Genomic DNA, 24,320 nt, shown 5'->3' with positions numbered 1-24,320 from the left:
ATTTTCTTACATCATTTTCAACTGCTTGTAGCATTTATGATAGAATAATACTTGTCGGAATATTCAGCATAAACAAACCAAAAGGAGGCAAAGAATGAATCAGCCTAACTCTTTATCAAAGGGATTAAAAACCCGGCATATGACTATGATTTCAATTGCCGGCGTGATCGGCGCCGGATTATTTGTCGGAAGCGGATCCGTCATTCATTCCACCGGACCCGGAGCGATTGTCTCCTACGCATTAGCAGGACTATTAGTGATTTTTATTATGAGAATGCTGGGGGAAATGTCCTCCGTCAACCCGACAAGCGGTTCGTTTTCACAGTACGCGCATGACGCCATCGGTCCTTGGGCCGGTTTTACGATCGGATGGCTGTATTGGTTTTTCTGGGTCATCGTCATTGCCATTGAAGCCATTGCAGGCGCCGGAATCATACAGTACTGGTTCCCGGGCATTCCGTTATGGCTGACGAGTCTGCTTCTGACCGTGCTGTTAACACTGACGAATATTTATTCAGTTAAATCGTTCGGCGAATTTGAATACTGGCTTTCCTTAGTGAAGGTAGCGACGATCGTTGTCTTCTTAATCGCGGGATTTGCGTTCATTTTCGGAATCGTCCCCGGCAGCAAACCGGTCGGGCTGGAAAATCTGGCGGGCAGCGGCGGATTTTTCCCTAAAGGTCCAAGTTCCGTTCTGCTCGGCATCGTCGTTGTCATTTTTTCTTTCATGGGATCTGAAATCGTCGCAATCGCAGCCGGAGAAACGTCAAATCCGGTCGAATCCGTCACGAAGGCGACCCGCTCAGTCGTTTGGCGGATCATTATTTTTTACGTCGGCTCCATTGCGGTTGTGGTCACACTGCTGCCGTGGGATTCAGCCAATATTTTGGAAAGCCCCTTCGTTGCCGTTTTGAGCCATATCGGGGTTCCCGCAGCCGCTCAAATCATGAATTTCATCGTCCTGACAGCCGTTCTGTCCTGCCTGAACTCCGGGCTTTATACGACGTCACGGATGCTGTATTCACTGGCAGAGCGAAATGAAGCGCCGCGGCGTTTTATGAAACTGAGTAAAAGAGGCGTACCGGTTCAAGCCATTATCGCCGGCACCTTTTTCTCCTATATTGCCGTTGTTATGAACTACTTTTCTCCCGACTCCGTATTTTTGTTCCTGGTCAATTCATCAGGGGCGATCGCACTGCTCGTTTATCTCGTTATCGCCGTCTCACATCTGAGAATGAGAAAGAAAATCGAACGGACAAACCCTGAATCTCTTAAAATCAAAATGTGGTTCTATCCGTACTTAACCTACCTGACGATCATCGCCATTTGCGCCATCTTGTTATCTATGCTGTTTATCAGTTCAATGCGGTCTGAATTTCTGCTGACAGGATTTATTACTCTGCTGGTACTTGCCTCATATGTATTCCGCAAAAAACAAAAACCGAAAGAGAGCGCTTCCGAAAGCCGGGTTGCGCAATAACCGCAAACACCCCCCCTCAAAAAAGGGCGGGTGTTTTTTTAACCAACCTGTTCAAGGCAGCATTAACTGTAGTACAGGATTTCAATAAATGATAAGGACAGGATGAAAAATGGCACTAGAAAAATTTGCAGATGAACTGCCGATCATCGAAACACTCCAGCCGCAGAAGAAATCAGACGGCAGCACGTATTATGAAGTCACCATGAAGGAATGCTTTCACAAGCTGCACCGCGATCTCCCGCCGACCCGGCTGTGGGGGTATAACGGTTTATTTCCCGGTCCGACGATCGACGTGAACCAAGATGAGAACGTCTATATTAAATGGATGAATGACCTTCCGGATAAGCATTTTCTGCCTGTGGATCATACCATTCACCATTCAGAAAGCGGCCATCAGGAACCCGATGTCAAAACCGTCGTCCATTTACACGGAGGAGCAACCCCGCCGGACAGCGACGGCTACCCGGAAGCATGGTTCACAAAGGATTTTAAGGAAACGGGTCCTTATTTTGAGAAAGAGGTATACCATTATCCAAACAAACAGCGCGGGGCTCTGTTATGGTATCACGATCACGCCATGGCGATTACGAGGCTCAATGTGTACGCCGGGCTTGCCGGGATGTATATCATTCGCGAGCGAAAAGAAAAGCAGCTGAAGCTTCCCTCCGGAGAGTATGACGTACCGCTTATGATTTTGGACCGCACGTTAAATGACGACGGTTCCTTGTCTTATCCGAGCGGACCTGCTAACCCTTCCGAAACGCTGCCCGATCCTTCCATCGTCCCGTTTTTTTGCGGAAATACCATTCTCGTTAATGGTAAAGCGTGGCCGTATATGGAAGTTGAACCGCGGACATATCGTTTCCGCATCCTTAATGCCTCCAATACAAGAACATTTTCTCTCTCGCTCAATAACGGCGGGAAGTTTATCCAGATCGGTTCTGACGGCGGACTGCTTCCCCGCTCTGTCAAAACACAATCTATCAGCTTAGCCCCGGCAGAGCGGTATGATGTGCTCATCGATTTCTCCGCCTTTGACGGAGAACATATCATTTTAACGAACGGCACCGGCTGCGGGGGCGACGCCGATCCGGATACAGACGCCAATGTGATGCAATTCCGCGTCACAAAACCGCTGAAAGGAGAAGACACAAGCCGGAAGCCTAAATATCTTTCAACAATGCCTAATGTGACATCAAAGAGAATACACAATATCAGGACGCTTAAACTTACAAATACGCAAGACAAATACGGCCGGCCCGTTTTGACGCTGAATAACAAGCGATGGCATGATCCTGTGACAGAGGCGCCGAAGCTCGGCACAACGGAAATCTGGTCGATTGTCAATCCGATGGGGGGAACCCATCCGATACACCTGCACCTTGTTTCCTTCCAAATCCTTGACCGGCGTCCTTTTGACTTAGAGCGTTATAACAAATTCGGCGACATTGTGTATACAGGGCCAGCCGTCCCGCCTCCTCCAAGTGAAAAAGGCTGGAAAGATACCGTGCAGGCGCACTCGGGAGAGGTCATCAGAATCGCGGCGACCTTCGCTCCTTACAGCGGACGCTACGTATGGCACTGTCATATTTTAGAGCACGAAGATTACGACATGATGAGACCGATGGACGTCACGGATAAGCAGTAAACAAACACCCCCCCCTCCAGAAGGGGATTTTTTATTTATCCAAAAAGAAAAAATAAGAAGACACTTATTTGCATATACTGTAATAACAGGAAGACGATGCACCCTCATTGGAAATCTGGATAGAAAAAGGAATTAGGAGATTAGGGAAAAGTATGAGACAATGAAGGAGTGCACGAAAATTCATAAGGGAAGAAGTGACTTTATGTCTTACTACAACAAACGTAATCAGGAACCGCTGCCTAAAGAAGATGTCAGTACGTGGGAATGCACAAAAGAGGACTGTATCGGCTGGAGCAGAAAGAATTTTGCCGGCAGTGATACCCCGACTTGCCCCCTTTGCGGCAGTAAAATGATCGACGGCGTCCGTTCGTTGGTAAATCTCCAAAACAATAATCAAACGGCATCAAGTTAGACCTCCCTTTTACGAGTCTCAACATAGAGAAGGCCTCCATGTCTCATGAGAGGCCTTTGCGTTATCGTGTCCTTTTATGATGTAAAGGAGCAATGAACATGAAAAACGATCGGCAGCAGAAAGATCTGAAGGAAATGGCAAAACGGCGGAAAATGAACCTTGCCGCACAGTCATTCATCGAAACGCTCCATTTTGCCGTTCCGATTCTCCGTTTTTTCAAATGGCTCGCCTCAGCCGCAGCCAGCTTTGTTCATTAAAAAACACCCAGCGGGCGCTGAGTGTTTTTTTCATGATTGGATGACGGAAAAACTGTTGATAATGCCGTTGTCATTTTCCCAGACTTTTTCGCATTTTTTCGTATCCAAATGATAAGCATAAATGGTCCGGACCTTCGCATTCCGCCCCGTTTCATCCTTAAGACGCTTAGCGCCTTTTGCTTCCGCCATGAAATAAATGATGCTGCCGTCTTTAGAAAACTGAGGCTGGGCATCAATCAGCGGAGTGAAGTCCTTCCCGTTTGAGATAATCGTTTCATCTTTTTTCGTTTTGACATTCATCAGACGGATGGACGCTTTTTGTTCCGTCCCTTTTTGGATATAAGATGTAAAGACAAGGTTCTTTCCGTCCGGTGACACCGCCACGTCGCTGATAAACTGTTCAAGGTTTGTCAGATCCTGAAGGTGTTCGCCAGCTCCTGCTGCAAACCGGATATTCGTCGGTTCAGGGTCAATCCCCTTCTCATTTGCCTCATCCGTTTTTTGATAATCCTCTTTCACGGAATAATGCAGAAGCGCAAAATCGTTTTGGCTGCGGTTATAAAAGAAGCTGCTCACACTGTCGTCTTTCTCATCGGCGGCGGGATACAGATTTTCATAACGTTTCGTTTTCAAATCAAAAGATGCGAGACGGAAAATATCTTCATCCGCTTTTCCGAGACGGAAATAAATGTGCGACAGATCTTTTGATAAAAACAGACTGTCAGCGCTTGCCGTTCCTTTATAAAGCACCGTCTTCTTTTTCGTCTTCAGATCAAGCTTATACAGACGCATCTCATTTTGGTCATTATTCCCGACAAAATAGAGCACCTGATGGGCGTCATCCAGCGCAAACGCCGGATATGCCGAAAGCTTTTCCTCGTACAGCACGCGGCTGTCTTCGTAATATTTCGTCATCAGATCTTTGTCTGTAATGGAAACAAGCAGCTTGTCATGGCCGCCGGAGACAACGGCTTTTCCGCCGCCGTCGCTTTTTCCTTTAATCAGTAAAACGGACGCGATGACCGCCGCCGCCAAAACGGCGGCCAGCAACATCCAGATCCATCGTTTCTTCTTCATTATCAATCTCTCCGTCAATCAGAAAAAGCAAGAATCAGTGTCCTTGCTTTTTAAGATGGTCTATTTTAATAGCTGTAGTGTCCGGATACTCTTCCTTTGCTTAATGGATATCCGAGCGCTTTGAACGCTTTCGGGCTGACATCCAATACGGCATTCGGCATACGGCCTACATCATTTTTGTACACGGTGATAACCTTTTTCGGTTTTGCTTTTGCATAAGCTCTGATTTTCGTTCCGTTTCTCGGAACGTCAAATCCTAATTTTGTCGCGCAATCCCAGTGTCCCAGTTTTTTACCGGACGATCCTTTTTTACCGACTCCATTATACCATGTAATATTTCCGTTCACTTTTTTAGCACTTGCATCAGAAGAGTAACTGATCGCTCCCAGCGTGCTTCCTGCTAAAATCAATAAGGCTAAGAATAACTTCTTCAAGCTTTCGTCCTCCTGATTCTTTATTCTAGGCAAAATTATACACCAAGAAGACGATTATAATATTTCAATCACTTTACATGTTCATTACAACGTGATGAGACATGCACATAACGACGGCACAATTTCCTGTTCTATATAATTCCATGGTAAATTATACTACAAAATTTAATTCATTAGCGTTATAATATTCATAGAGTATTTCTGCATTCAATATGGACTTTTTATAAGGCCTATTGATAGTTGCATAATATGATATATTTTGAGAAATCAGGCTTTAGGAAGCAGGCACTTTATTCCTTTTAACCGTGGTTCATATTGATCATGTACCTATACTCGTTTCAATCAGACTAGGAGTGATAATCAATGAAAGCGGCAAGATGGCACAATCAAAAAGACATTCGAATCGAAAACATTGATGAACCTAAAGCAGAACCGGGTAAAGTCAAAATTAAAGTCAAATGGTGCGGGATTTGCGGAAGCGACCTTCATGAATATTTGGGAGGCCCGATCTTTATTCCGGTCGGCAAACCTCATCCGTTAACAAACGAAATGGCGCCCGTCACGATGGGCCACGAATTCTCAGGAGAAGTCGTGGAAGTGGGCGAAGGCGTCAAAAATTACAGCGTCGGCGACCGTGTCGTCGTGGAACCGATTTTTGCCACACACGGACATCAGGGAGCCTATAACCTTGATGAACAAATGGGGTTCTTAGGCTTAGCCGGAGGCGGCGGCGGATTTTCTGAATATGTGTCCGTTGACGAAGAATTGCTGTTTAAGCTTCCTGAAGAGCTTTCTTACGAACAGGGCGCGCTTGTTGAGCCGTCAGCGGTAGCGCTTTACGCCGTCCGCCAAAGCAAATTAAAAGCGGGCGACAAGGCGGCAGTTTTTGGCTGCGGACCGATCGGGCTGCTTGTGATTGAAGCCCTGAAAGCGGCCGGCGCCACAGATATTTACGCGGTTGAACTTTCACCGGAACGTCAGGAAAAAGCGAAAGAACTCGGCGCTATCATTATTGATCCGTCAAAAACGGACGATGTCGTTGAAGAAATCGCTAAACGCACAAACGGAGGCGTTGATGTTTCTTATGAAGTAACAGGCGTTCCAGTCGTTCTCCGCCAGGCGATCCAGTCAACAAACATTGCCGGTGAAACGGTTATCGTCAGCATCTGGGAAAAAGGAGCGGAAATTCATCCGAACGATATCGTCATCAAAGAACGGACCGTAAAAGGCATTATCGGATACCGTGACATCTTCCCTTCCGTTCTTGCACTGATGAAAGAGGGCTACTTCTCAGCAGATAAGCTCGTCACGAAAAAAATCGTGCTCGACGATCTGATTGAAGAAGGCTTCGGCGCTTTAATCAAAGAGAAAAACCAAGTGAAAATCTTAGTCAAACCGAACTAAACCGTTCAGCTGAATATCAGACACATCCGAAAAAGAGCCGTTCCGGCTCTTTTTTTCACCTCTTCGTCTTTCCTTCCTTTTCCTTTTAAAAATGATCCCCTCTGCGCAAACTATTTTTCACCCTGTCCCGTCTATCCTTAGGCAGCAGCCTATGATACGTATTTTTAAAAAAGGAGCCCTTTGAAGCAATGAAGAACGAAACAGCCAAAGCGTCGCTTGTGACGTGCATAACTGAGCGCAAGGAAGACTTTTACCGGCTTGCGTACAGTTACGTAAAGAACAAGGATGACGCGTTAGATATTGTTCAGGAATCAATTCAAAAAGCGCTGACATCGGTCGAATCCGTCAAAAACCCCGATGTGATCAAAAGCTGGTTTTATAAAATTTTAGTGCGCACGGCCATTGATTTTCTCCGCAAACAGAAAAAACTGAAAGTGATGGACGATGAAACGATCGAGTTTTTGAGCCGCGGAAAGGAAGATCACTACAAGGACACAGACCTTCACGAAGCGCTTGATGACCTGCCGCATCAATATAAAACCATTATCATTCTGCGTTTCTTTGAAGACCTGAAATTAGAAGAAATCGCGGACATCACGGGGGAAAACATCAACACCGTCAAAACACGCCTTTACAGGGGGCTGAAGCTCATGCGCATTCAGCTGACGAAGGAGGATCTTTCTTAATGGAAAAGAGATTAGAACAATTAAGAGAAGAGTATAAAAGTGTGCCCATTCCTAAGGAACTGGACAGCATTGTCGAAAAAGCCCTTCAGCAGAAACCGAAGAAAAAACGAATCGTGATGTGGCCGACATCCGCGGCAGTCGCTGCGGCCGTCTTATTTACCGCCGTTGTCAATATCAATCCGGATGCCGCACAAGCCATGTCTAAAATCCCCGTCATCGGCAAAGTCGTCCAAGCCATCACATTCACGGAGATGAAGGAAGAAAAGAACCAATCAAGCATTGATGTGAAAACGCCCGCTCTGTCCGGACTTTCCGATCATAAACTCGAAGACAGCATCAACCGGCATTATATGAAAGAAAGCAAAGAGCTGTATCGGGAATTTATGAAGGCGACCTCAAAAAGCAAAAAAGGCCACCTCAGTATTTACAGCGATTATGAGACCGTTACTGACACAGCGGATTTGATCTCAATCCGCCGTGATATCGAAAAAACGCAAGCTTCCTCTTATACGCAAAGCCGTTACATCACGATTGATAAAAAGAATGAGGCCGTGCTTACGTTAAAGAGTTTATTTAAAGATGACCGTTATATTAAAGTCATCAGCCAAAATATTAAAGAACAAATGAAAAAACAGATGAAAGAAGATCCGAATAAAATATACTGGGTCGAAGATGATGATATGACGGAGCCTTTTAAAGCCATCCGCGCCGACCAGAATTTTTATATTACAGATAAGCACAAACTTGTTATTTCATTTGATGAATACGAAGCGGCACCCGGATATATGGGCGTTACAGAGTTTACAATACCGACCTCCGTCATCTCCAAGCTGCTTGTCGGAGACCGCTACATCAGATAAAGAAAGAAAAAAATCCATGATATCCGCAGATCATGGATTTTTTCTTTCGTCCCGCAACAGCCAAGATGCATAAGGGACCCTTTTCATATAACAGACGCCGGACGGGGGCTGAAAAGTTTAAGAAAATCACAGCATTTCATTCACTTTTTCTGAAACAAAATCCCCTTCCGAATGCGTCTAATTAACGGAACAAATGGAAGACTGTACAGAAATCTGCCATAGCCATCCGCAAAACAGCGAGAATTTCCGCACACATTATTGGAGGAATACCATGTCAGACAAGTCACTGCATCACCGCTATATTCCCGGACTGGATGGACTTCGCGCCTTTGCCGTCCTCGCAGTTATCGCATATCATCTGAATTTTAACTGGGCCGACGGCGGTTTCATTGGTGTTGATATCTTTTTTGTTTTATCGGGGTATTTAATTACATCTATTATATTGCCTGCCCAAGGCAATGCCATCACCCTTGATTTGCGTGATTTTTGGGTGCGCCGGATCAGGCGGCTTCTGCCGGCGGCTTATCTCATGATTATCACGACGGTCATTTGGGTCGTATTGTTTAACAGCGAGCTCCTGCATACCGTACGCGGGGATGCGGTCTCCTCACTTTTTTACATAAGCAATTGGTGGTTTATCTTTCATCAACTTTCTTATTTCGACAGCTTCGGCTCCCCTTCGCCATTAAAAAACCTTTGGTCACTGGCGATTGAAGAACAGTTTTATATCATATGGCCCTTCCTGCTGCTTGCGGGAATGTACATATGTAAAACACGGGCCCGGCTTGCGGCCGCGGTCATGTTTCTCGCGTTATGTTCGGCAGTCGTAATGAGTATGATGTATGTGCCCGGCGGAGATCCGAGCCGCGTTTATTACGGGACGGATACCCGCTCATTTGAATTGCTGATCGGCTGCGCTTTAGCTTTAGTGTGGCCGATGAAACGATTATCTTCCAAACGGCTGCCGAGCAGCATGAAACACCTGCTTCACGGGACGGAGCTTGCCGCTTTTGCCGCGCTGCTGCTTTGCGTCTTTTACACAGATGAATATGAACCCTTCCTGTACAAGGGCGGCATGCTTTTGATCAGCATCACCGCAGCGGTTCTTGTCGCATGTTTATGCCATCCGAGCAGCTTTTTGGGACATGTCCTTTCATGGAAGCCGCTTCGCTGGATCGGAACGAGATCATACGGAATCTACCTTTGGCATTACCCGGTTTTCGTACTGAGCACACCCGTGCAGGAAATCGGAAATCCGGTTTATTGGCACTGCGCCGTCAGAATCGGCGCCACTTTCATTCTTGCCGAGCTGTCTTACCATTTCATTGAACAGCCGATCCGCACTGCGGGCTTCCGGCCATTTTTACGCCGCGTGTTTCTGAACCGCTTTCTGGAATGGAAGACGTCCTCTGTCATCAGCAGAATGTCGCTCGGCCTTATTCTTGCCGCCATTCTCGTATTTGCGGGCGGGCTGTCAGGAATAGCCGAAGAGAAAAAACAGCCGCAATGGACGTACGCGCAAAATGATCAGCAAGAAACCGCCGCCTCTTCGCACAAGACGGCCGATCACGATCAACCGGCAAAAGAAGATGACAGCAAGAAAAAACACGGCGGCGAAAAAACAGACACCGCGTCAGACAAAAACAAGAAAGAACCAACAGACAAATCAAATACAAAGAAAAACGAAGAGAAAAAGGAACGGTCATCTCAAAAAACGGCTGATCCAAAACAAACACAGCCTCAGCAAGACGTGCTGGCCATCGGTGATTCGGTGATGCTGGACATTGCGTCATACCTGCGGCAGTCCCTCCCTCATGTCACCATCGACGGAAAGGTAGGAAGACAAGTCTCTCAAGCACTCCAGCTCACTTCGGAATATGCGTCATTTAATCAGCCGAACAAAGCGGTCATCATCGAGTTAGGGACGAACGGCTATTTCACAAACAGCCAAATTGAATCACTGATCAGCTCCTTTTCAAAAGCCGATATCTATCTTGTCAACACGCGTGTGCCGCGGCAGTGGGAAAGCAAAGTAAACGAATCATTGCGTCGGCAGGCCGAGTCTCGCAAAAATGTGACGCTTGTCGATTGGCACGCAAAAGCATTGCAGCACCCTGAATACTTCACACCGGACGGCGTCCATCTCATACCTGAGGGGTCTAAAGCGCTGACATCCCTCATCGTTCAAACAATGAAATCATGACAAAAAAAGAGGCCCCAAAAAGGCCTCTTTTTCGTATATCGTCAGGCAAGCTTCTGTCCGCAATTCGGGCAAAAATTCGCGCCTTCCGTTTTCGTTCCGCAGTTCGGACAAAATTTCGGCTTAGCCGCTCCTTCCGAGCCGTTCGCCGGTGCCGTCCCCTGATTCTGCTGACTTTGATTTTGCTGCGGCTGGTTCTGCTGATTTTGGTTCATTTGGTTCATCATTTGATTTGCCGCATTCATTCCCATCATCATGCCCGCCATGTCTGAGGCGGCGCCGCTTCCGCTCATTTTGCCGGATGACATTCCGTCCGTCATGGAAATCTGCTGATAGCGGTTCACATCGCCCACCATGCCGTAAGAAGCGTTTTTCGTAATCATATCCTGAACTTCCTGCGGATAATTAAAGCTCATAATATTGAAGCCCGTAATCGACATGCCGTCTCCGATCAGCTGCATATCAAGATCTTCTTGAATCCCTTTTCCGATTTCAAAGGAATTCGACTGCAGATTGAACATGTCTTTTCCTTCTCTGGTGATCCATTTCATCAAAAGCTGATCGAGAATAGACGTAATCCGGATTTTAATGTCCTCCACTAAATAGCTGTCTTTGACACCCGCAATCTTATCAATCAATCCGATGTAGTCAATGACCTTGAAGTTAAATGTGCCGTTTGCGCGGATCGGCATACCGCCCGGCATACCTGCCGCCGGAATGTTGATAGCGTTTTTTGTGCCCCACTTCACGGTGAACTCCTTCGTATTCACAAACAGCACTTCAGCCCGCATGCCGCTGTTAAAGCCAAACTTAAACCCTTTTAGTGTAGATAGAAACGGAATGATTTCTGATTCGATATCATAATCGCCGTCATCACGGAAAATCCCTTCAATCTTCCCGTTGTATAAAAAGATGGCATCCTGTCCCGGCCGGATGATCAGACGGCTGCCTTTTTTAATTTCACGGTTGTTCCATTTATAGAAAACCATGTCATCTCTGAATTCTTCCCATTCCACCACATTTGCTAACTGATTTCTGAAAAAACCCATGTATGCTCAAATCCTTTACATATAATTTAAAAACTTCCCTTGCTTCCGCTGTAACTCGTGCCGCCCCTCGTGACTCCGCCGTCATTGTCATTATCTTTATCAGGCTTTTTTTCTCTTGTAACGTCGGTTCGGATATATGTGTCGTGCTGGCTCAGCACTTCAGACGTATCGTGATCCATATACGTGCTGCCGGTGACGGTGACCTTGCCGCCGGAATTGTACACCATCACAGTGACGGCGATGCCGGCCGCGGCTGCGGCAATAATGAGCTGAAACCACCATGTGAGCAGCAGATTGTCAGACTTGTCGTCCGGGCTTTTCCCCATATCTTTATAAGCCAACTTGATGTAGGTCTGAAACGCCTTTTCATAATGGCCTGCGGAAATATCTGACGAGATCGTATTTCTGATCGTATTCAGCCGGCTGTTATTCAAATACGTCTCCGCCTTTTTATATCCGGAGATAAATACTTCCCGCTTTTTCATATCAATGGTCAAAATCGCCGTGCTTCCGCTAAAATGACTGTCATAAAAATCACCGGCGTACTGCTCGATGTCCTTACCGCCCGTTCCGTTTGCGGTAAGAATGATAAAATCGGTATGGCGCTTTGCCCCGAGCTTCCCGGCCAATTCCTCAAGTTTCTTCGTTTCATCCTTCGTTAATAAATGAGCATTGTCATAAACATATTGCTTCTGTTCCGCGGCAGACGCCGATGTATGTAAACCAAAAGACAGCATCAGAAAAAGGACGAAGCAGAAGAGACACGCTTTTTTTATCGATACTTTCATCAAAAACCGCCTCCTATCATAAGTGAGACGAGTCTTAATGCTAAAAACGCACCGGCGGTTATGCCGCCGAACCACGCGGCCACTTTTCCGGCACTGATCGGCGGTTTGCCGACAACCTTGCCCGTCTGCCCGTTCATCGCAAAAATGTGCTCAGCCCGCTCATAGTCGTAGCTGACCATCCAGACCGGAAGCAGTACGTAAAAGCTGCTGATTTTATCGGTCTGAATCTGCTCATCCGTAATGTCAGCCGTCGTATATCCGGAGAAGGTGGATCTGATATAAGAATCAATATAATGGCTGATTTTATCCTTCGCCCGCGGAAAGAGATCGTCATCGGTATAATTGTACTTTTCCGCTATATATCCCGCTAAATAGGCCGTATTAAACTCCTTCAGTTCACTGTATGAGTAAGGTTCCAATTTGTCCATTAATTCATCATTCATTTTTTCTGAAGCGTCGACCGGAATTTTGAGATAATCAAGATTGATATCTCGGTACGCGTTGTAATACTCGGTCTCCGTCACCCGGTATTCTCCATCTTCATAGTGATGCACTCTCGTACAAACGGCATTGACCTGAACCTTGCTGTTTAAATCAAACATCCAAAATGGCACGTACATGCCGGTTATGCTCTTCACCCGATCGGCAGTCATAAATCCTTTCGGTGTCAGACGGCCGTTTCGGCACCACTTTTTAAAAGCGCTCATGGCCTCTTCTTTACTGATCGTAAAAGGAATCACCATCGAAGGCGCGAGATTTCCCGACAATCGGTCGGCGAGAACGGCGGCTCCTCCGCAAAACCCGCACGTCGTGGCCGTCGTTTCCGCCTCAGTCATTAATACCGCGCCGCAATTCTCACACCGGTACTCGTTCGCCTCATTTTCGGAAAATCTCGTCGTAATATACTCCTTTGGCAGGCTTTCAATCTGATCCTGCCGCCCGCAGCTGTGACATGTCAGCATGCCGGATGAACTGTCAAAGACCATATCATCGCCGCAGTTCGGGCATTTATAAGAAATGATCATTCTGTTTCTCTCACTTTCTCTTTATATCGGACAAAGCTGCAGCCCGCTGTCTATTGATCTTTACTGAAAAGCATTTTCTGCTTGAGCGCCGCCAATTCATCATCGACACTGCTTTGATTGCTGTCATATTTAGCCGTCAGATCGTCAATATCGTCTTTCGGAGACGCGTTCAGCTCAGCCATCGCATTGGCATGATCAAGCGCTTGGTTGACCTTGTCTTCCATTCTGCCGAAAGCTGTCATCGATTGGCCCGCATTTGACACAGAGGACCCCAATTTGTTCATTCTCTCCTGCGTTTTTGCCACAGACCACTTCGCTTTGATGGCATTTCGGCGCGACTCAAGCTCTCCGATATCAGCGACAAGCTTGTCATGCATTTTGCGCATTTGAGAGGCGTTGGAAGAAGCGAGCTGATAAGCCGTCTGCAGCTCAGTCAGTCTTGATTCAACAGCCGCTTTCCTTTCCAAAAACGTCCGCGCATCGGCTTCATTGCCGGCCTGCAACGCTTTCATCGCATAACTTTCCATCTTTTCGGCATCAGCCTGGCATTCTGTTAACGCTCTTTTCGCCCGCTGTTCCTCAGCCATGACAGAAGCCGTCTCCGCTTTCACTTTTCCTAAATCACTGTTCAGATTCCGCAAATATTGATCAACCATTTTTTCAGGGTTTTCAGCTTTGTCCAGCAGCGCATTGATATTGCTTGACATGATGTCTTTAAATCTTCCTAAAATACTCATTTTTCATTTTCCTCCCAAAATTAAATAGTAACAAGTTCATAGTTATCTATACTGTTTTTTTCGAAAAAAGTTTCATTTTCTCATAAATTTATGTATTTTATATGAAAATAGTCTCATTCAGCCCATTTGTGCCGGCGGAAATTCTTTACGACCAGATACAGTGAGAACAAAAAATAAATAAAAAGCGCGATCATCAACCCGCTCACTAACGGGTAATGCTTCGCCGCATACACAAAGAAATCCAGCTGCGAAATCTGTTCCGGACTTGTAATCGTATCCGTCCCATTCAAAAGCTTTGAAAATTTAGCCGTATAATTCCAATCAAACGAATCAGAAACAAGCTCACTCCCCTGATACCAATTGACAGCGGCGAGACAAAGAAAACAAAAAACAGAAAACGCGCATTGCACAATAAGAAAAACATGTTTCATGAAAAACATTCCTCCGCGGTTCAATATCACAGGCCGTCACACTATACATGACGGCAGCAGCAGAAACTTGGTTTTACTCAGAACTGATAAAAAAGTTATTGTATGAACTTCACAGCGGTTCAATTTACTGGATGCCTTTCTAAAGTATACCTTATATCGAAAAGGGTTTCAGGCCTAAATAAAAGAGGATGCTTCCCGAAGTCCGATGACTTTCAAGAAGCATCCTCGATATTTTACAGTGATACTTCAACCTCTTTTAAACTCGGCAAAGCATCGATCGCACCGATTTTGGTGCACACGAGCGCCCCCACCTTATTGGCAAATGAGACAATATCACGCAGCTTCGCAAAATCATCGGCTGCCGTCTGAATCTCATCCGTGCGCGCCAGCTGATACAGCGCCGCGCCGACAAACGCATCTCCCGCTCCCGTTGAGTCTATTGATGTCACCGGAATGCTCGGAATGATGTCAATATCCTTCCCATTTGAAAGAAGGGTCCCGCTTTTCCCGAGTGTCACCGCCACAATACCGGCCCCGAGCTCATGAAGAACCGCAACACCTTCTTTATGATCCTTCGCACCGCTGATGATCTCAAGCTCTTCGTCACTGACTTTCACAAAATCACTTACGGCAACGGCTTTTTTTGCGGTGTTTATAAACTCTGAAACTCTTCCTTTCCATAAATCCTCACGGTAGTTAGGATCGAAGGAAATAAACTGTCCATTATCTTTCGCAATCGACATCAGCCGTAAATAGGCTGAGCAAAACGGATCAGATAACAATGCTGTCGCTGATCCGAAATGAACGATTTTCGCATCGTTTACCTTTTCCAGATCAATATCATCCAGCGTAAACAAAGCGTCCGCTCCTCTGTTAAACACAAAGTCGCGCTCCCCATTTTGTTTTAATGAAACAAACGCAAGCGTTGTAGGCGCTTTCTCATCCATGACGAGCATAGAGGTATCGACGTGTACGGCGTCCAATGTCTGCTTCAGAAAATACCCGAACGGATCTTTGCCTGTTTTTCCGCTGAAAGCCGCGTCTCCGCCCAGCTTAGCAATCGCTGCCGACACATTCGCCGGTGCGCCGCCGGCACTTTTTAAGAAGTTGCGCCCTTTCGTCAAATCAACATCCACATCGGTACAAAAGAAATCAATTAACAATTCTCCAATACAAATAACAGATTGGCTTCTCACATTATCACACTCATTTATCAATTCTCGATTATAGTTTCAGTATAGTGCTTTCTGTCATAAATACAACCGTTTACATAGAATATTTTAAATTTTACGTATACTTATCTGGCAGCCCTTTGCTCCAGATCAGACATCATCTGCTGATATTTTTTTTCAGTTAAAGGATAAAAAGAAATAAGAATAATAGACAGCAGAATGAACAATCCCGGAATGAGCGCATTCATATTTTTAATCGCATTCAATGACGAGGCGGTCTGATCGGTATTCGCGGCATATCCGGCGATTCCGAGATAAACGGCCGAAAATGACCCGGCTAACGCAACTCCGAGCTTATTGATGAAACTCATGCTCGAAATCACCACGCCATCAGCCCGGACTCCGGTTTTCCATTCCGCATAATCGACACAATCGGCAACCATTCCCCAAGCAAGCGTATTTAAAGGCGTCGTGAAAAATCCCGAAACGAAAAGCCAAAAGAAAATAAGCGGCAGCGAAGAATACGATGTAAACTGAAGGCCCGCATAAGAAATCAGCGATAGCGCCGCCGTGATGATCATAACCTGCTTCCGGCCCCGCTTCTCAGAAAAGAAAGGAATAAACAGATTGCTGATCAGCGCTGCGCCGAAAAACAACACGGTTCCTAAAAACACAAATTCCTTATGGCTGACGTTATACGTAAAATAGTACACCATCGTGCTGAGCTTAATGTTAAACCCAATCGCAAACGCCAAAAATGCAGAAACCAAAATGAGCAAAGGCTTGTTTCGGAACAAAACAGACAACGTCTTTTTCATTCCTTGTTTTTTTCTTTTTTCAGGCTGAATCCGCTCCCGTACAGTAAAGAAACTAAATAGATTCAAAACGATGCTGACAGCCGCATAGATGAGCGCCGTCATCTGAAATCCAAACGCCTGATCTTTCCCGCCGATGGCGTCCGCAAGCGGTGTCGCACAGGAAATCGATAACAGAATTCCGATATAAACTAAAATCATCCGGGTCGTCGTCAGAACCGTCCGTTCCTCCACGGAATTCGTCATCCGCCCCGTTAAGCTGTTGACCGGAATCGTCTGCATGCTGAAGGACATCCCAAGCAGAATATAAGTGATGTACGCATAAACCATGTTCCCCGTCTCGCCGAAATGGGGGGTCGTGAAGCATAAGAACGTAAATAGCGCAAAAGGAAACGCCACCCACAAAAGATACGGCCTTGCCTTTCCCCATCTTGTATTCGTCTTGTCTAAAACCGGTGACGGAGACAGCATCCATTGCCGAATCGCCTCTATATCAAAGTCGCGGCCGATAAAGTTCCCCGTCCGGCGTGACGGTAAGTTATGCGTGACGGACTTTCTTGTAAGCGCATTCGTTTCGTGGCTTGGTCTGTCATGAAACAGCCGCTTTACTGCTTTTTCAACATCGTCATCACTCGGTGCTCCGAATGATCCGTCTTTCCGGAGTATTTTTGCTTTTTTTAGACAAGACGCCGTCCAAACGGGCAATGCGGGTTTGATGACGGGTATGGTGGTGGTTTCCAGAAGGCCGGTCAGCCATTCAGAATCCATATCAGTCTTTTCTATAATGATCCAGATCATGCCGAACAGCTTTCCGTCGTCAATTCGTCCGGGAATGTAGTTTGCGCCCATCTGTCCGATCCAGCTTTTGATCGTGTTAGAGGAAACGCCTAATCGGAGTGCGATTTGATCTATATAAGACTGTCCTGTTTTTTCGTTCTTTTTCCTTCTGACTTTATAATCAGGATGAAGTTTCAGCGATTTGACGGCAGGCGCCAGCAGTTCTGCAAAATGTGTCCGGTTTTCAAGTTCGGCCATTAGCCTGCACCTCCTATTAGTACTATTTTATCAATTCAGTGTTTTTTGTATATGAAAAAATAAAAAGTACAGTGCGGCTGTCCTTTTATACAGCAGGAAAGGCTGTTGAACGTATGGAAAAGCAGATAAAATAGGGGCAGTAACAGAGAAAATAAAAATGTATGCACTTACATTTCAGAGCAGAGAAAGGATTTTGCCAAATGACTCACACAGTGCCTCAAAACATGAAAGCGGCGGTTATGCACAACACGAGAGAAATCAAAATCGAAACATTGCCCGTGCCTGAAATCAATCATGATGAAGTGTTGATTAAGGTGATGGCTGTCGGAATTTGCGGATCTGATCTGCATTACTATACAAATGGCAGAATAGGCAATTATGTAGTGGAAAAACCATTTATCCTCGGTCATGAATGTGCGGGAGAAATTGCCGCCGTCGGATCGTCTGTCGATCAATTCAAGGTGGGAGACCGTGTCGCCGTCGAACCCGGTGTCACATGCGGACGCTGTGAGGCGTGTAAGGAGGGGCGTTATAATCTTTGCCCGGATGTACAGTTTTTGGCGACACCGCCGGTTGACGGCGCGTTTGTCCAATATATCAAAATGCGTCAGGACTTTGTTTTCTCGATTCCGGATTCACTATCCTATGAAGATGCGGCTTTGATCGAACCGTTTTCTGTCGGCATTCATGCGGCCGCGAGAACAAAGCTTCAGCCCGGATCAACAATGGGGCCTGTAGGATTAATGGCCGTTGCGGCAGCGAAAGCATACGGGGCAGGCACAATCATTGTGACCGACTTGGAGCCGCTGCGGTTAGAAGCTGCGAAAAAAATGGGAGCGACTCATGTCATCAATGTCCGGGAACAGGATGCCGGTGAAGAAATCAAAACGATCACGAATGGCAGAGGCGTTGATGCTGCCTGGGAAACAGCGGGGAATCCGGCGGCATTGCAATCCGCACTGGCTTCCGTGCGCCGGGGCGGAAAACTGGCGATTGTCGGTTTGCCTTCTCAGAACGAGATTCCGCTCAATGTGCCGTTTATTGCAGATAACGAGATTGATATATACGGAATCTTCCGTTATGCGAATACGTATCCGAAGGGAATTGAATTTCTCGCTTCCGGCATAGTGGACACGAAGCATCTTGTAACGGACCAATATCCGCTGGAGAAGACGCAAGAGGCGATGGAACGGGCCTTTCAATACAAAAATGAATGCTTAAAAGTGATGGTGTATCCAAATCGCTGAGTGAACGGGGAGGATCTTTGCATTCTCCCTCTCACCGGCTGGGCCGGCATGGGAAAAACAACAATCGCTCTTGAAGCAGCCTACCTTTGTGCCGGCGGTTCACCAGATTGGCCGGCATTCAACAGCATCATCTGGATCAGCGCTGACTGGAAAGGATTAAGCTTCAGCGATTTTTTAAACACGATTGCCTACCAGCTCGGACGCACCGAACAAATCGACAAATCCATTAACGAAAAACGGTTCGTTGTCCGCAATGCATTAGCCGCTCATGCAAGTGAAAAACCCGTGCTGCTGATCGTTGACGGCATTGATACAGCGGAACGTGACATTCACGAATTTATCATCGGCCTTCCGCAAGGCGTAAAAGTCCTCCTTACGGCACGTGAAAATGTAAAACAGACATACCGGGACGGCTTCGGAGAACTGGCGGCCATCCAGCTGAGCGGTCTTGAACAAACGGATGCCCTTGATTTTTTTCATCAAGAAGTGCATCGCTGTCTGCAAACATGCAATCTCCCGCATAAACGGGAAAAGCTGGAGCAGCTGTTGCAGCTATCGCCTGACCTTAAGAATGAATTTGTCTCGGCAGCCGCCGGCAACCCGAAGGCCATGGCACTCAGCATTGCATACATGTCAGACGACGACATCCCCGCTCCCCAGCTCATTCAAGAGCTTAAACAAGCGGGTTACTCATTATTGGAATTGTTTGAGGTTCTCTTTGGCCGCACATGGGACAGATGTCATGAAGACACACGAAAACTATGGCAGACGCTTTGCTTTTTCGCTAAACCCCCTGACGAAAAAAGCTTGGCTCAAGCGGCCGGATTAGACGCCCGCCGTTTTCATTACGCGATTGAGCAAATGCGGTCATATGCTTTAATACAGCCGGAACGAAGCGAAGGAAGAATTCAATATTCAGCCCATCAAACTGTTGTCGCTTACGGAGAACAGCACTTATCCGAAAATCATGATTTTGCAAAAGAAGCCCGAAGCCGCTGGGCGCATTATTATATGGATTATGCGGAAACCCATATAAAACGGGAACAGCCGAATTCCATCTATTGGAGCTACCTGCTGGGACGGAATTTAGAGCAAATGAAAAAGGAATGGCCGAATATCCTGAAGGTCATCGAATGGTCGAGCGAAACCGGACAACATGAAATCCTGATCAAACTCATCATCCGTATCAGCCATTTTCTAAGCAGAATCAGCCTGCCCCTGCGAATCGAATACGGATTAAAAGCTGCCGATGCCGCCCATCAATCAGGCGAACACACACGGGAAGCTTACTTTCGGATCGACACGGCAGGCTGGGCGCTGATGGAAGTCAACGATTCAGACGAAGCTCTCAGGCAAATAGAAGCCGGCCTGAAGATACTCGAACAATCAGGCGCGCCGGATCACGATGACTTGAAAGTATGGGGAATCGCCCTGCAAGCAAGGCTGCTGTTAAAAATCGGAGAACCGGACAAAGCGGCAGCAATGCTGGACGGCATCAAAGATCAGCCCGTCTCGCCCATTATCCGGCACAGGGTTCTTCTGGTCCGCGGCGACCTGAGTTTCGCCCGCTCTCACTACGAAGAAGCCATCACATTATACGAAGCGGCAAACACCACCAGCGCCGCATACGGCGGCGAAAAAACGATAGAAGCCTATTTTAACCTGGGCATGGCTTACGTCAAGTGTGATCAACTCGAAAAAGCGGAAAAAGCCTTTGAACAAATGCTCTATGACAAACACAACGCCAATCAAGTTGAACTGATTTACTATCATTACGGAATGGCACAGCTGTTGTATCGAAAAGGAGAAACTACGAAAGCGATAGAAGCTAATCAAAAGGCGATTCGTCTGATTGATTCGTGGGAGCCTGGGATTGGGATTCGGGGTGAGGTGGAGCAAATGGATATTCTCATTTAAAAGACAAATACATTGCGGCTAGCGGTAAGAGCTTTGAAAAACACTCATGACCTTGTTGTTTTTAAAGATAAAAAGGTATCTTTATCAGTACAGTAAATTGATTAAGATACCTTGATTGAAAAATTAATTTTTCACAGAAAACAAATTTCTAAAGTTAAACTTTTTAACAACAAGAGGTTAATACTTATACAGCCGTATTAATGCTGTACTGTAATATAATGTTTTAGTTCACCTGACCAATATCTTCCTCCCCAATCCTGTCCAACTTGCACATCATACTTACCTGCAGGAAGATTTTTCGTTGAAAAACTCACACGAAAATTACGTGAACCAATACTATGCGAAATATCTTTTCTGGCAAATACTTTACCTTTATTATTTAAGATAATTACTGAAAAGCCATTATCTAAATCCCTAGCCAAAGTACCCGTAACTACAATGGAAGTAGCACTTTTCGTATATGTATTAGCATCTGTTTTAAATTTGATTGTACCTTTCGAATCCATAGCTAAGGCTTCTGACCCACCTGCGAAAATAGCAACTCCCAAAAGTACTGCTGTAAACAGGGTCATTACTAACTTTTTCATCTTTAGAATTCCTCTTTTCTTTTTAATATTTTAAATCCAAAATTATAATAACATATTTTCCTAAAAAAACAGAGGTTTTTCCATATCTTTCTTCCGAGAAATGAATAAGTATGATAGAAATTTATAATATTAATGCAAATTTAAGATTTTTGTGAAATGAAGCTTAAAATTTGAAGTATAGTATCATCTATAAAACCTTTGCCAAGGTGTCCTTCCAAGCGCCCAATGGATATGGGGTAGAAAACACAATGTGAATAACAGCATGATAAGTTCCTCATGTTTCCCCTTTCTCTTTCCTTCCATACTATTAAACAAGACTATTCTAATACCCTTGAACTGCATTTAAAATTGGTTTAGTGTTATTATTTAATAAAGATCTGTGCAATGAAAACTCTTTCTGTCCGATATACCCTTAAGTATTCCTAATCAACATTATGCTGGTGAGTTCAAATATTTCTTAATTCAAACTCTAGTTCTTCTGCTCTTTTTCAAGATCCAAACAAGTAATGCAATAAAAACGACGTTAATTAAAAACGCAGAAATAACATAAGTTTCATCTGAAACGCCAATATACTTCCCTTTCGATTCTAAGAGATTCCTTACTTGCTTACTCCATAAAGAACCATTCAGCGAACTATCGTCTGCTCCAAATGTAATTTGTGCTGTTTCCTTATTGCTGCTTGTAATATTAACACCATAAAATACTGTATACCTATTGTTATAAAAGATAGGCATATAAGAATAGTCAGAAACTAAAGGCTTTACCTTTTTGGCAGGTAATGCTACGTACAAAATCGCAGAATAATTACCTACCCCTGTTTCAAATTGCTCTGCTTTAATAAACTTCGTGTTTGAAGGTAGATCAATATTATAAAAATGCTCAAAAATTTGAATATCTTCTTCCGAAAAATCTGTTAATTGGTAGTAATGCGGATCAATAATACATTTATGAAAATACCATCCATTAAACAATAATAAACAGGCACTTATTAAAATTATTAATACTGCCTTATATATAATCTTTAACTGTATCACAATGATATGCGCCCCCTCATAATGTGCATTACTTTTGGGAAGAATTAATTATTCAGATTTTATTTTTCTTTAAGGCAATCTGCAAATGCTTGTGCAATTGTTTGACCATCCTCTTGGGTATAATTATTAACAGTAAAATGATGTTTAAATTTCAGATAGACAGGATTGTTGGTGTTTAAATAGCACTCTGCATCCTTAGTAACTGCTTCAAATGAATTATTAAATCTGTTTTTGGAAAATTGAGAGTATCTTGTACTATAGCCGATGCTAACTTAAATAAATTAGCATCATTCATTCGTAATTTGAGATGAATGATAGAAATAAAAAAAGCCCCTCACAAATTCATTGAACTTGTGAGAGACCTCGTATGGCATTACATCTGGCAACCCCTTATGTCCAAACAGGGATCATAATTTTTTACATCATGCCGCCCATAATTACCACGGTTTTCGCTCGCTTTCGCACCCTTTCGATCGGTGTTATTTTTTTAATGTGATCATGAATGGAAAAGAAACAAAAACCGCATTGTTTCAGACCCTGACGCAACTTTCGTTATTTTTGTGTTATTTTTTAAAAAATAACAGGTTGGTTTGCATGTCGAACGCACGTTCTTTATAATCGTCTCCAAGGAGATGAAACACAATGACCGATTTTGAACGGAAAGTGTATCGGATTATTTTTAATATGAGCCGCTTCGGGAAAAATCCCTCCATGGAACAATTGAAAAGGAAAACCGGGAAAGATGAGCAGACGATCCGTGCTGCTGTGAAAAATTTGATGAGGCAACGCATTTTGAAGTGGGATAAGAAAAAAGAGAAGTGGATGTTTTGACTCATTACAATAAAGTTAAACAAAGGATTTAAAAGGGGTTACATGGTTTATTGCACTTGATGCTCTTTTAGAAATAATCTAAAAAGAGGAAACTGCAAAAAAAAGCTCACCATAATAATGGCGAGCTTTAATCAATTAGAAGCGTTTCTGCATGTTCATAAGAAATTATCTGAAGTTCGTCTGTTTCTTTCCAAGCGTTTTCCTCATGTGAAAAATCACTTATATCTCCAGAGCCGTAATCAATAAAGAATTTATCTACTTTTTGCAATATCTCAAATTCATGTTCATCAAAGATACTCTCATTGAAGTTCTCTAAAGATTTAATTTGGTTTGCAACATAATTACCTTGCATTTCGTACTGTATTTTAATAAGCTTATTTTTTTCTAACGTTGATAATAGCAATTCATAATCTTTAGGTACTGGTCCAAATTTAAAACGAACGTAGGGCATCCCTGTTATGGATAAAGTGTTTTGCTTGAAATTTAGAAAATCTGAATAAAATAATAACTTCATTAGTTTGGTTTTCTGTACTCCGAGTTGAGCAAAGTACAAAACCATATTTATTAATTTCTCTATATTAAAAGGACTATAACCTGAGTCAATTGTTTTTTCGTGTATTTTATAATTCATTTGAATAGTATCCAACAGGCTCTGCTCTACTTCGCGTTGCTCTACACAACTGAGTTTACTCTTTATTTTCTCTTGCTCTTTATCATTAAATTTGTACATTCTTTGCTTAAAAAAATCATCTAATTTCTCTGGATTTTTGTTTAGTTGCAAGTATATATTCATATGTGATGAATCAGGAATATACTTACCTGATTCATACCGTACTATTGTAGACTTACTCCATCCTAAAATCCGAGAAAATAAATCCATAGACAAACCATATTGATTTCTAATATTTTTTATCTCATCAAGAGGCAGACCAACTCGCTCTGTATAAAGCTTAACCAACATATTCATTGTTTCATTATCTAAAGTTTCATTGTATAAATCTTCATTACACGTTTTGCATTGCAAAACTCTCTCTGTAAGATCGAATGTCTCACCTTTGAAAGTATACTTAGTGGGACGTTCTACAATTATGGTTTCAACATCTTTATCACAGACATCACAATATTGAATTTTTGTCTTCACCATAGTGTCCTCCATTGTCAAATCTCCCTGTTTTTCATCATTTACCCAATTG

Annotated in this window: 22 protein-coding genes and 2 pseudogenes; 11 read left to right on the top strand and 13 right to left on the bottom strand. The window is 44.4% G+C overall.

Going from position 1 to position 24,320, the window contains the following annotated elements; genetic code table 11:
- The first annotated feature begins 94 nt into the window (after nucleotides 1-94).
- From gabP to OTK50_RS15765, 4 genes are all read left to right on the top strand, one after another.
- The gene (gabP, locus tag OTK50_RS15780; protein WP_012116987.1) at nucleotides 95-1,480 is read left to right on the top strand and encodes a GABA permease; all 1,386 of its coding nucleotides are present in this window, start codon (nucleotides 95-97) and stop codon (nucleotides 1,478-1,480) included.
- 109 nt (nucleotides 1,481-1,589) lie between these two features.
- Nucleotides 1,590-3,128, top strand: a complete 1,539-nt coding sequence (cotA, locus tag OTK50_RS15775; protein ID WP_045206917.1) for an outer spore coat copper-dependent laccase CotA — start codon at nucleotides 1,590-1,592, stop codon at nucleotides 3,126-3,128.
- A 202-nt stretch (nucleotides 3,129-3,330) separates the two neighbouring features.
- On the top strand, nucleotides 3,331-3,540 hold the full coding sequence (locus OTK50_RS15770) for a cold-shock protein (RefSeq protein ID WP_007408879.1): 210 nt from the start codon (nucleotides 3,331-3,333) through the stop codon (nucleotides 3,538-3,540).
- A 98-nt stretch (nucleotides 3,541-3,638) separates the two neighbouring features.
- Nucleotides 3,639-3,797, top strand: a complete 159-nt coding sequence (locus tag OTK50_RS15765) for a hypothetical protein (protein WP_003155794.1) — start codon at nucleotides 3,639-3,641, stop codon at nucleotides 3,795-3,797.
- A gap of 30 nt (nucleotides 3,798-3,827) precedes the next feature.
- Here OTK50_RS15765 and OTK50_RS15760 read toward each other — a convergent pair whose 3' ends face one another.
- Both OTK50_RS15760 and OTK50_RS15755 read right to left on the bottom strand, forming a co-directional pair.
- Nucleotides 3,828-4,874: a TolB family protein gene (locus OTK50_RS15760; protein WP_239033869.1), complete on the bottom strand. Its 1,047-nt coding sequence runs from the start codon at nucleotides 4,872-4,874 to the stop codon at nucleotides 3,828-3,830.
- A gap of 65 nt (nucleotides 4,875-4,939) precedes the next feature.
- Nucleotides 4,940-5,308, bottom strand: a complete 369-nt coding sequence (locus tag OTK50_RS15755) for a septal ring lytic transglycosylase RlpA family protein (protein ID WP_014417081.1) — start codon at nucleotides 5,306-5,308, stop codon at nucleotides 4,940-4,942.
- Between the two features lie 363 nt (nucleotides 5,309-5,671).
- Here OTK50_RS15755 and OTK50_RS15750 point away from each other — a divergent pair, with 363 nt between their 5' ends.
- From OTK50_RS15750 to OTK50_RS15735, 4 genes are all read left to right on the top strand, one after another.
- Nucleotides 5,672-6,712, top strand: a complete 1,041-nt coding sequence (locus tag OTK50_RS15750; protein ID WP_007408876.1) for a 2,3-butanediol dehydrogenase — start codon at nucleotides 5,672-5,674, stop codon at nucleotides 6,710-6,712.
- Nucleotides 6,713-6,900: 188 nt separating this feature from the next.
- Complete coding sequence (locus OTK50_RS15745; protein WP_003155802.1) at nucleotides 6,901-7,398, top strand: RNA polymerase sigma factor; 498 nt, start codon at nucleotides 6,901-6,903, stop codon at nucleotides 7,396-7,398.
- Complete coding sequence (gene rsiV, locus OTK50_RS15740; protein ID WP_038457135.1) at nucleotides 7,398-8,258, top strand: anti-sigma-V factor RsiV; 861 nt, start codon at nucleotides 7,398-7,400, stop codon at nucleotides 8,256-8,258. Before OTK50_RS15745 ends, rsiV begins: the two co-directional genes overlap by 1 nt.
- A 271-nt stretch (nucleotides 8,259-8,529) precedes the next feature.
- The gene (locus OTK50_RS15735; protein WP_094031555.1) at nucleotides 8,530-10,461 is read left to right on the top strand and encodes an acyltransferase family protein; all 1,932 of its coding nucleotides are present in this window, start codon (nucleotides 8,530-8,532) and stop codon (nucleotides 10,459-10,461) included.
- A gap of 41 nt (nucleotides 10,462-10,502) precedes the next feature.
- Here OTK50_RS15735 and OTK50_RS15730 read toward each other — a convergent pair whose 3' ends face one another.
- From OTK50_RS15730 to OTK50_RS15695, 8 genes and pseudogenes are all read right to left on the bottom strand, one after another.
- Nucleotides 10,503-11,507 carry an SPFH domain-containing protein gene (locus OTK50_RS15730; RefSeq protein WP_020955434.1) on the bottom strand — a complete coding sequence of 335 codons (1,005 nt, stop codon included), beginning with the start codon at nucleotides 11,505-11,507 and terminating at the stop codon, nucleotides 10,503-10,505.
- Between the two features lie 26 nt (nucleotides 11,508-11,533).
- Entirely contained in the window at nucleotides 11,534-12,295 is a 762-nt protein-coding gene (locus OTK50_RS15725; protein ID WP_012116978.1) for a TPM domain-containing protein, read from the bottom strand.
- The gene (locus OTK50_RS15720) at nucleotides 12,295-13,320 is read right to left on the bottom strand and encodes a TFIIB-type zinc ribbon-containing protein (protein ID WP_007408871.1); all 1,026 of its coding nucleotides are present in this window, start codon (nucleotides 13,318-13,320) and stop codon (nucleotides 12,295-12,297) included. The genes OTK50_RS15725 and OTK50_RS15720 overlap by 1 nt, the downstream gene beginning before the upstream one ends.
- A 50-nt stretch (nucleotides 13,321-13,370) precedes the next feature.
- On the bottom strand, nucleotides 13,371-14,057 hold the full coding sequence (locus tag OTK50_RS15715) for a PspA/IM30 family protein (protein ID WP_015239300.1): 687 nt from the start codon (nucleotides 14,055-14,057) through the stop codon (nucleotides 13,371-13,373).
- Between the two features lie 113 nt (nucleotides 14,058-14,170).
- A complete protein-coding gene (locus tag OTK50_RS15710) occupies nucleotides 14,171-14,488 on the bottom strand; it encodes a YjdJ family protein (RefSeq protein WP_025284358.1) in 318 nt (105 codons plus the stop codon).
- Between the two features lie 233 nt (nucleotides 14,489-14,721).
- Nucleotides 14,722-15,684, bottom strand: coding sequence for a carbohydrate kinase family protein (locus OTK50_RS15705; RefSeq protein ID WP_100001269.1), 963 nt, complete (start codon nucleotides 15,682-15,684; stop codon nucleotides 14,722-14,724).
- Nucleotides 15,685-15,785: 101 nt separating this feature from the next.
- Nucleotides 15,786-16,928: pseudogene (locus OTK50_RS15700) on the bottom strand (glycoside-pentoside-hexuronide (GPH):cation symporter); the annotation flags it as partial.
- Nucleotides 16,926-17,510: pseudogene (locus OTK50_RS15695) on the bottom strand (transcriptional regulator); the annotation flags it as partial. The pseudogenes OTK50_RS15695 and OTK50_RS15700, both read right to left, overlap by 3 nt.
- 200 nt (nucleotides 17,511-17,710) lie before the next feature.
- Here OTK50_RS15695 and gutB point away from each other — a divergent pair.
- Both gutB and OTK50_RS15685 read left to right on the top strand, forming a co-directional pair.
- Nucleotides 17,711-18,757: a sorbitol dehydrogenase gene (gene gutB, locus OTK50_RS15690; RefSeq protein WP_266121955.1), complete on the top strand. Its 1,047-nt coding sequence runs from the start codon at nucleotides 17,711-17,713 to the stop codon at nucleotides 18,755-18,757.
- Complete coding sequence (locus tag OTK50_RS15685) at nucleotides 18,758-20,674, top strand: NB-ARC domain-containing protein (RefSeq protein WP_376707337.1); 1,917 nt, start codon at nucleotides 18,758-18,760, stop codon at nucleotides 20,672-20,674.
- Between the two features lie 197 nt (nucleotides 20,675-20,871).
- Here OTK50_RS15685 and OTK50_RS15680 read toward each other — a convergent pair whose 3' ends face one another.
- Nucleotides 20,872-21,261: a hypothetical protein gene (locus tag OTK50_RS15680; protein WP_025284353.1), complete on the bottom strand. Its 390-nt coding sequence runs from the start codon at nucleotides 21,259-21,261 to the stop codon at nucleotides 20,872-20,874.
- 462 nt (nucleotides 21,262-21,723) lie between these two features.
- Nucleotides 21,724-22,296 carry a hypothetical protein gene (locus OTK50_RS15675; protein WP_015239293.1) on the bottom strand — a complete coding sequence of 191 codons (573 nt, stop codon included), beginning with the start codon at nucleotides 22,294-22,296 and terminating at the stop codon, nucleotides 21,724-21,726.
- A gap of 642 nt (nucleotides 22,297-22,938) precedes the next feature.
- Between OTK50_RS15675 and OTK50_RS15670 the strand changes: the two genes are divergently transcribed.
- Entirely contained in the window at nucleotides 22,939-23,127 is a 189-nt protein-coding gene (locus OTK50_RS15670; RefSeq protein ID WP_266121954.1) for a hypothetical protein, read from the top strand.
- 127 nt (nucleotides 23,128-23,254) lie between these two features.
- Here OTK50_RS15670 and OTK50_RS15665 read toward each other — a convergent pair whose 3' ends face one another.
- Nucleotides 23,255-24,268: a type II TA system antitoxin MqsA family protein gene (locus OTK50_RS15665; protein WP_213390674.1), complete on the bottom strand. Its 1,014-nt coding sequence runs from the start codon at nucleotides 24,266-24,268 to the stop codon at nucleotides 23,255-23,257.
- Nucleotides 24,269-24,320: the final 52 nt, after the last annotated feature.

The sequence above is a fragment of the Bacillus sp. NEAU-CP5 genome, from assembly GCF_026420705.1.
GTDB lineage: Bacteria > Bacillota > Bacilli > Bacillales > Bacillaceae > Bacillus > Bacillus velezensis.
The sequence above is the reverse complement of the archived record's forward strand: the minus strand, read 5'-3'. Positions and strand labels throughout refer to the sequence as shown.

Excerpts from the sequence above, each read along its gene's own strand:
- OTK50_RS15760 (WP_239033869.1), bottom strand. The coding sequence starts at position 4,874 with ATGAAGAAGAAACGATGGATCTGGATGTTGCTGGCCGCCGTTTTGGCG.
- OTK50_RS15770 (WP_007408879.1), top strand. The coding sequence starts at position 3,331 with ATGTCTTACTACAACAAACGTAATCAGGAACCGCTGCCTAAAGAAGAT.
- gabP (WP_012116987.1), top strand. The coding sequence starts at position 95 with ATGAATCAGCCTAACTCTTTATCAAAGGGATTAAAAACCCGGCATATG.
- OTK50_RS15750 (WP_007408876.1), top strand. The coding sequence starts at position 5,672 with ATGAAAGCGGCAAGATGGCACAATCAAAAAGACATTCGAATCGAAAAC.
- OTK50_RS15715 (WP_015239300.1), bottom strand. The coding sequence starts at position 14,057 with ATGAGTATTTTAGGAAGATTTAAAGACATCATGTCAAGCAATATCAAT.
- cotA (WP_045206917.1), top strand. The coding sequence starts at position 1,590 with ATGGCACTAGAAAAATTTGCAGATGAACTGCCGATCATCGAAACACTC.
- OTK50_RS15670 (WP_266121954.1), top strand. The coding sequence starts at position 22,939 with ATGACCGATTTTGAACGGAAAGTGTATCGGATTATTTTTAATATGAGC.
- OTK50_RS15745 (WP_003155802.1), top strand. The coding sequence starts at position 6,901 with ATGAAGAACGAAACAGCCAAAGCGTCGCTTGTGACGTGCATAACTGAG.
- rsiV (WP_038457135.1), top strand. The coding sequence starts at position 7,398 with ATGGAAAAGAGATTAGAACAATTAAGAGAAGAGTATAAAAGTGTGCCC.
- OTK50_RS15680 (WP_025284353.1), bottom strand. The coding sequence starts at position 21,261 with ATGAAAAAGTTAGTAATGACCCTGTTTACAGCAGTACTTTTGGGAGTT.
- OTK50_RS15735 (WP_094031555.1), top strand. The coding sequence starts at position 8,530 with ATGTCAGACAAGTCACTGCATCACCGCTATATTCCCGGACTGGATGGA.
- OTK50_RS15725 (WP_012116978.1), bottom strand. The coding sequence starts at position 12,295 with ATGAAAGTATCGATAAAAAAAGCGTGTCTCTTCTGCTTCGTCCTTTTT.
- gutB (WP_266121955.1), top strand. The coding sequence starts at position 17,711 with ATGACTCACACAGTGCCTCAAAACATGAAAGCGGCGGTTATGCACAAC.
- OTK50_RS15720 (WP_007408871.1), bottom strand. The coding sequence starts at position 13,320 with ATGATCATTTCTTATAAATGCCCGAACTGCGGCGATGATATGGTCTTT.
- OTK50_RS15710 (WP_025284358.1), bottom strand. The coding sequence starts at position 14,488 with ATGAAACATGTTTTTCTTATTGTGCAATGCGCGTTTTCTGTTTTTTGT.
- OTK50_RS15730 (WP_020955434.1), bottom strand. The coding sequence starts at position 11,507 with ATGGGTTTTTTCAGAAATCAGTTAGCAAATGTGGTGGAATGGGAAGAA.
- OTK50_RS15765 (WP_003155794.1), top strand. The coding sequence starts at position 3,639 with ATGAAAAACGATCGGCAGCAGAAAGATCTGAAGGAAATGGCAAAACGG.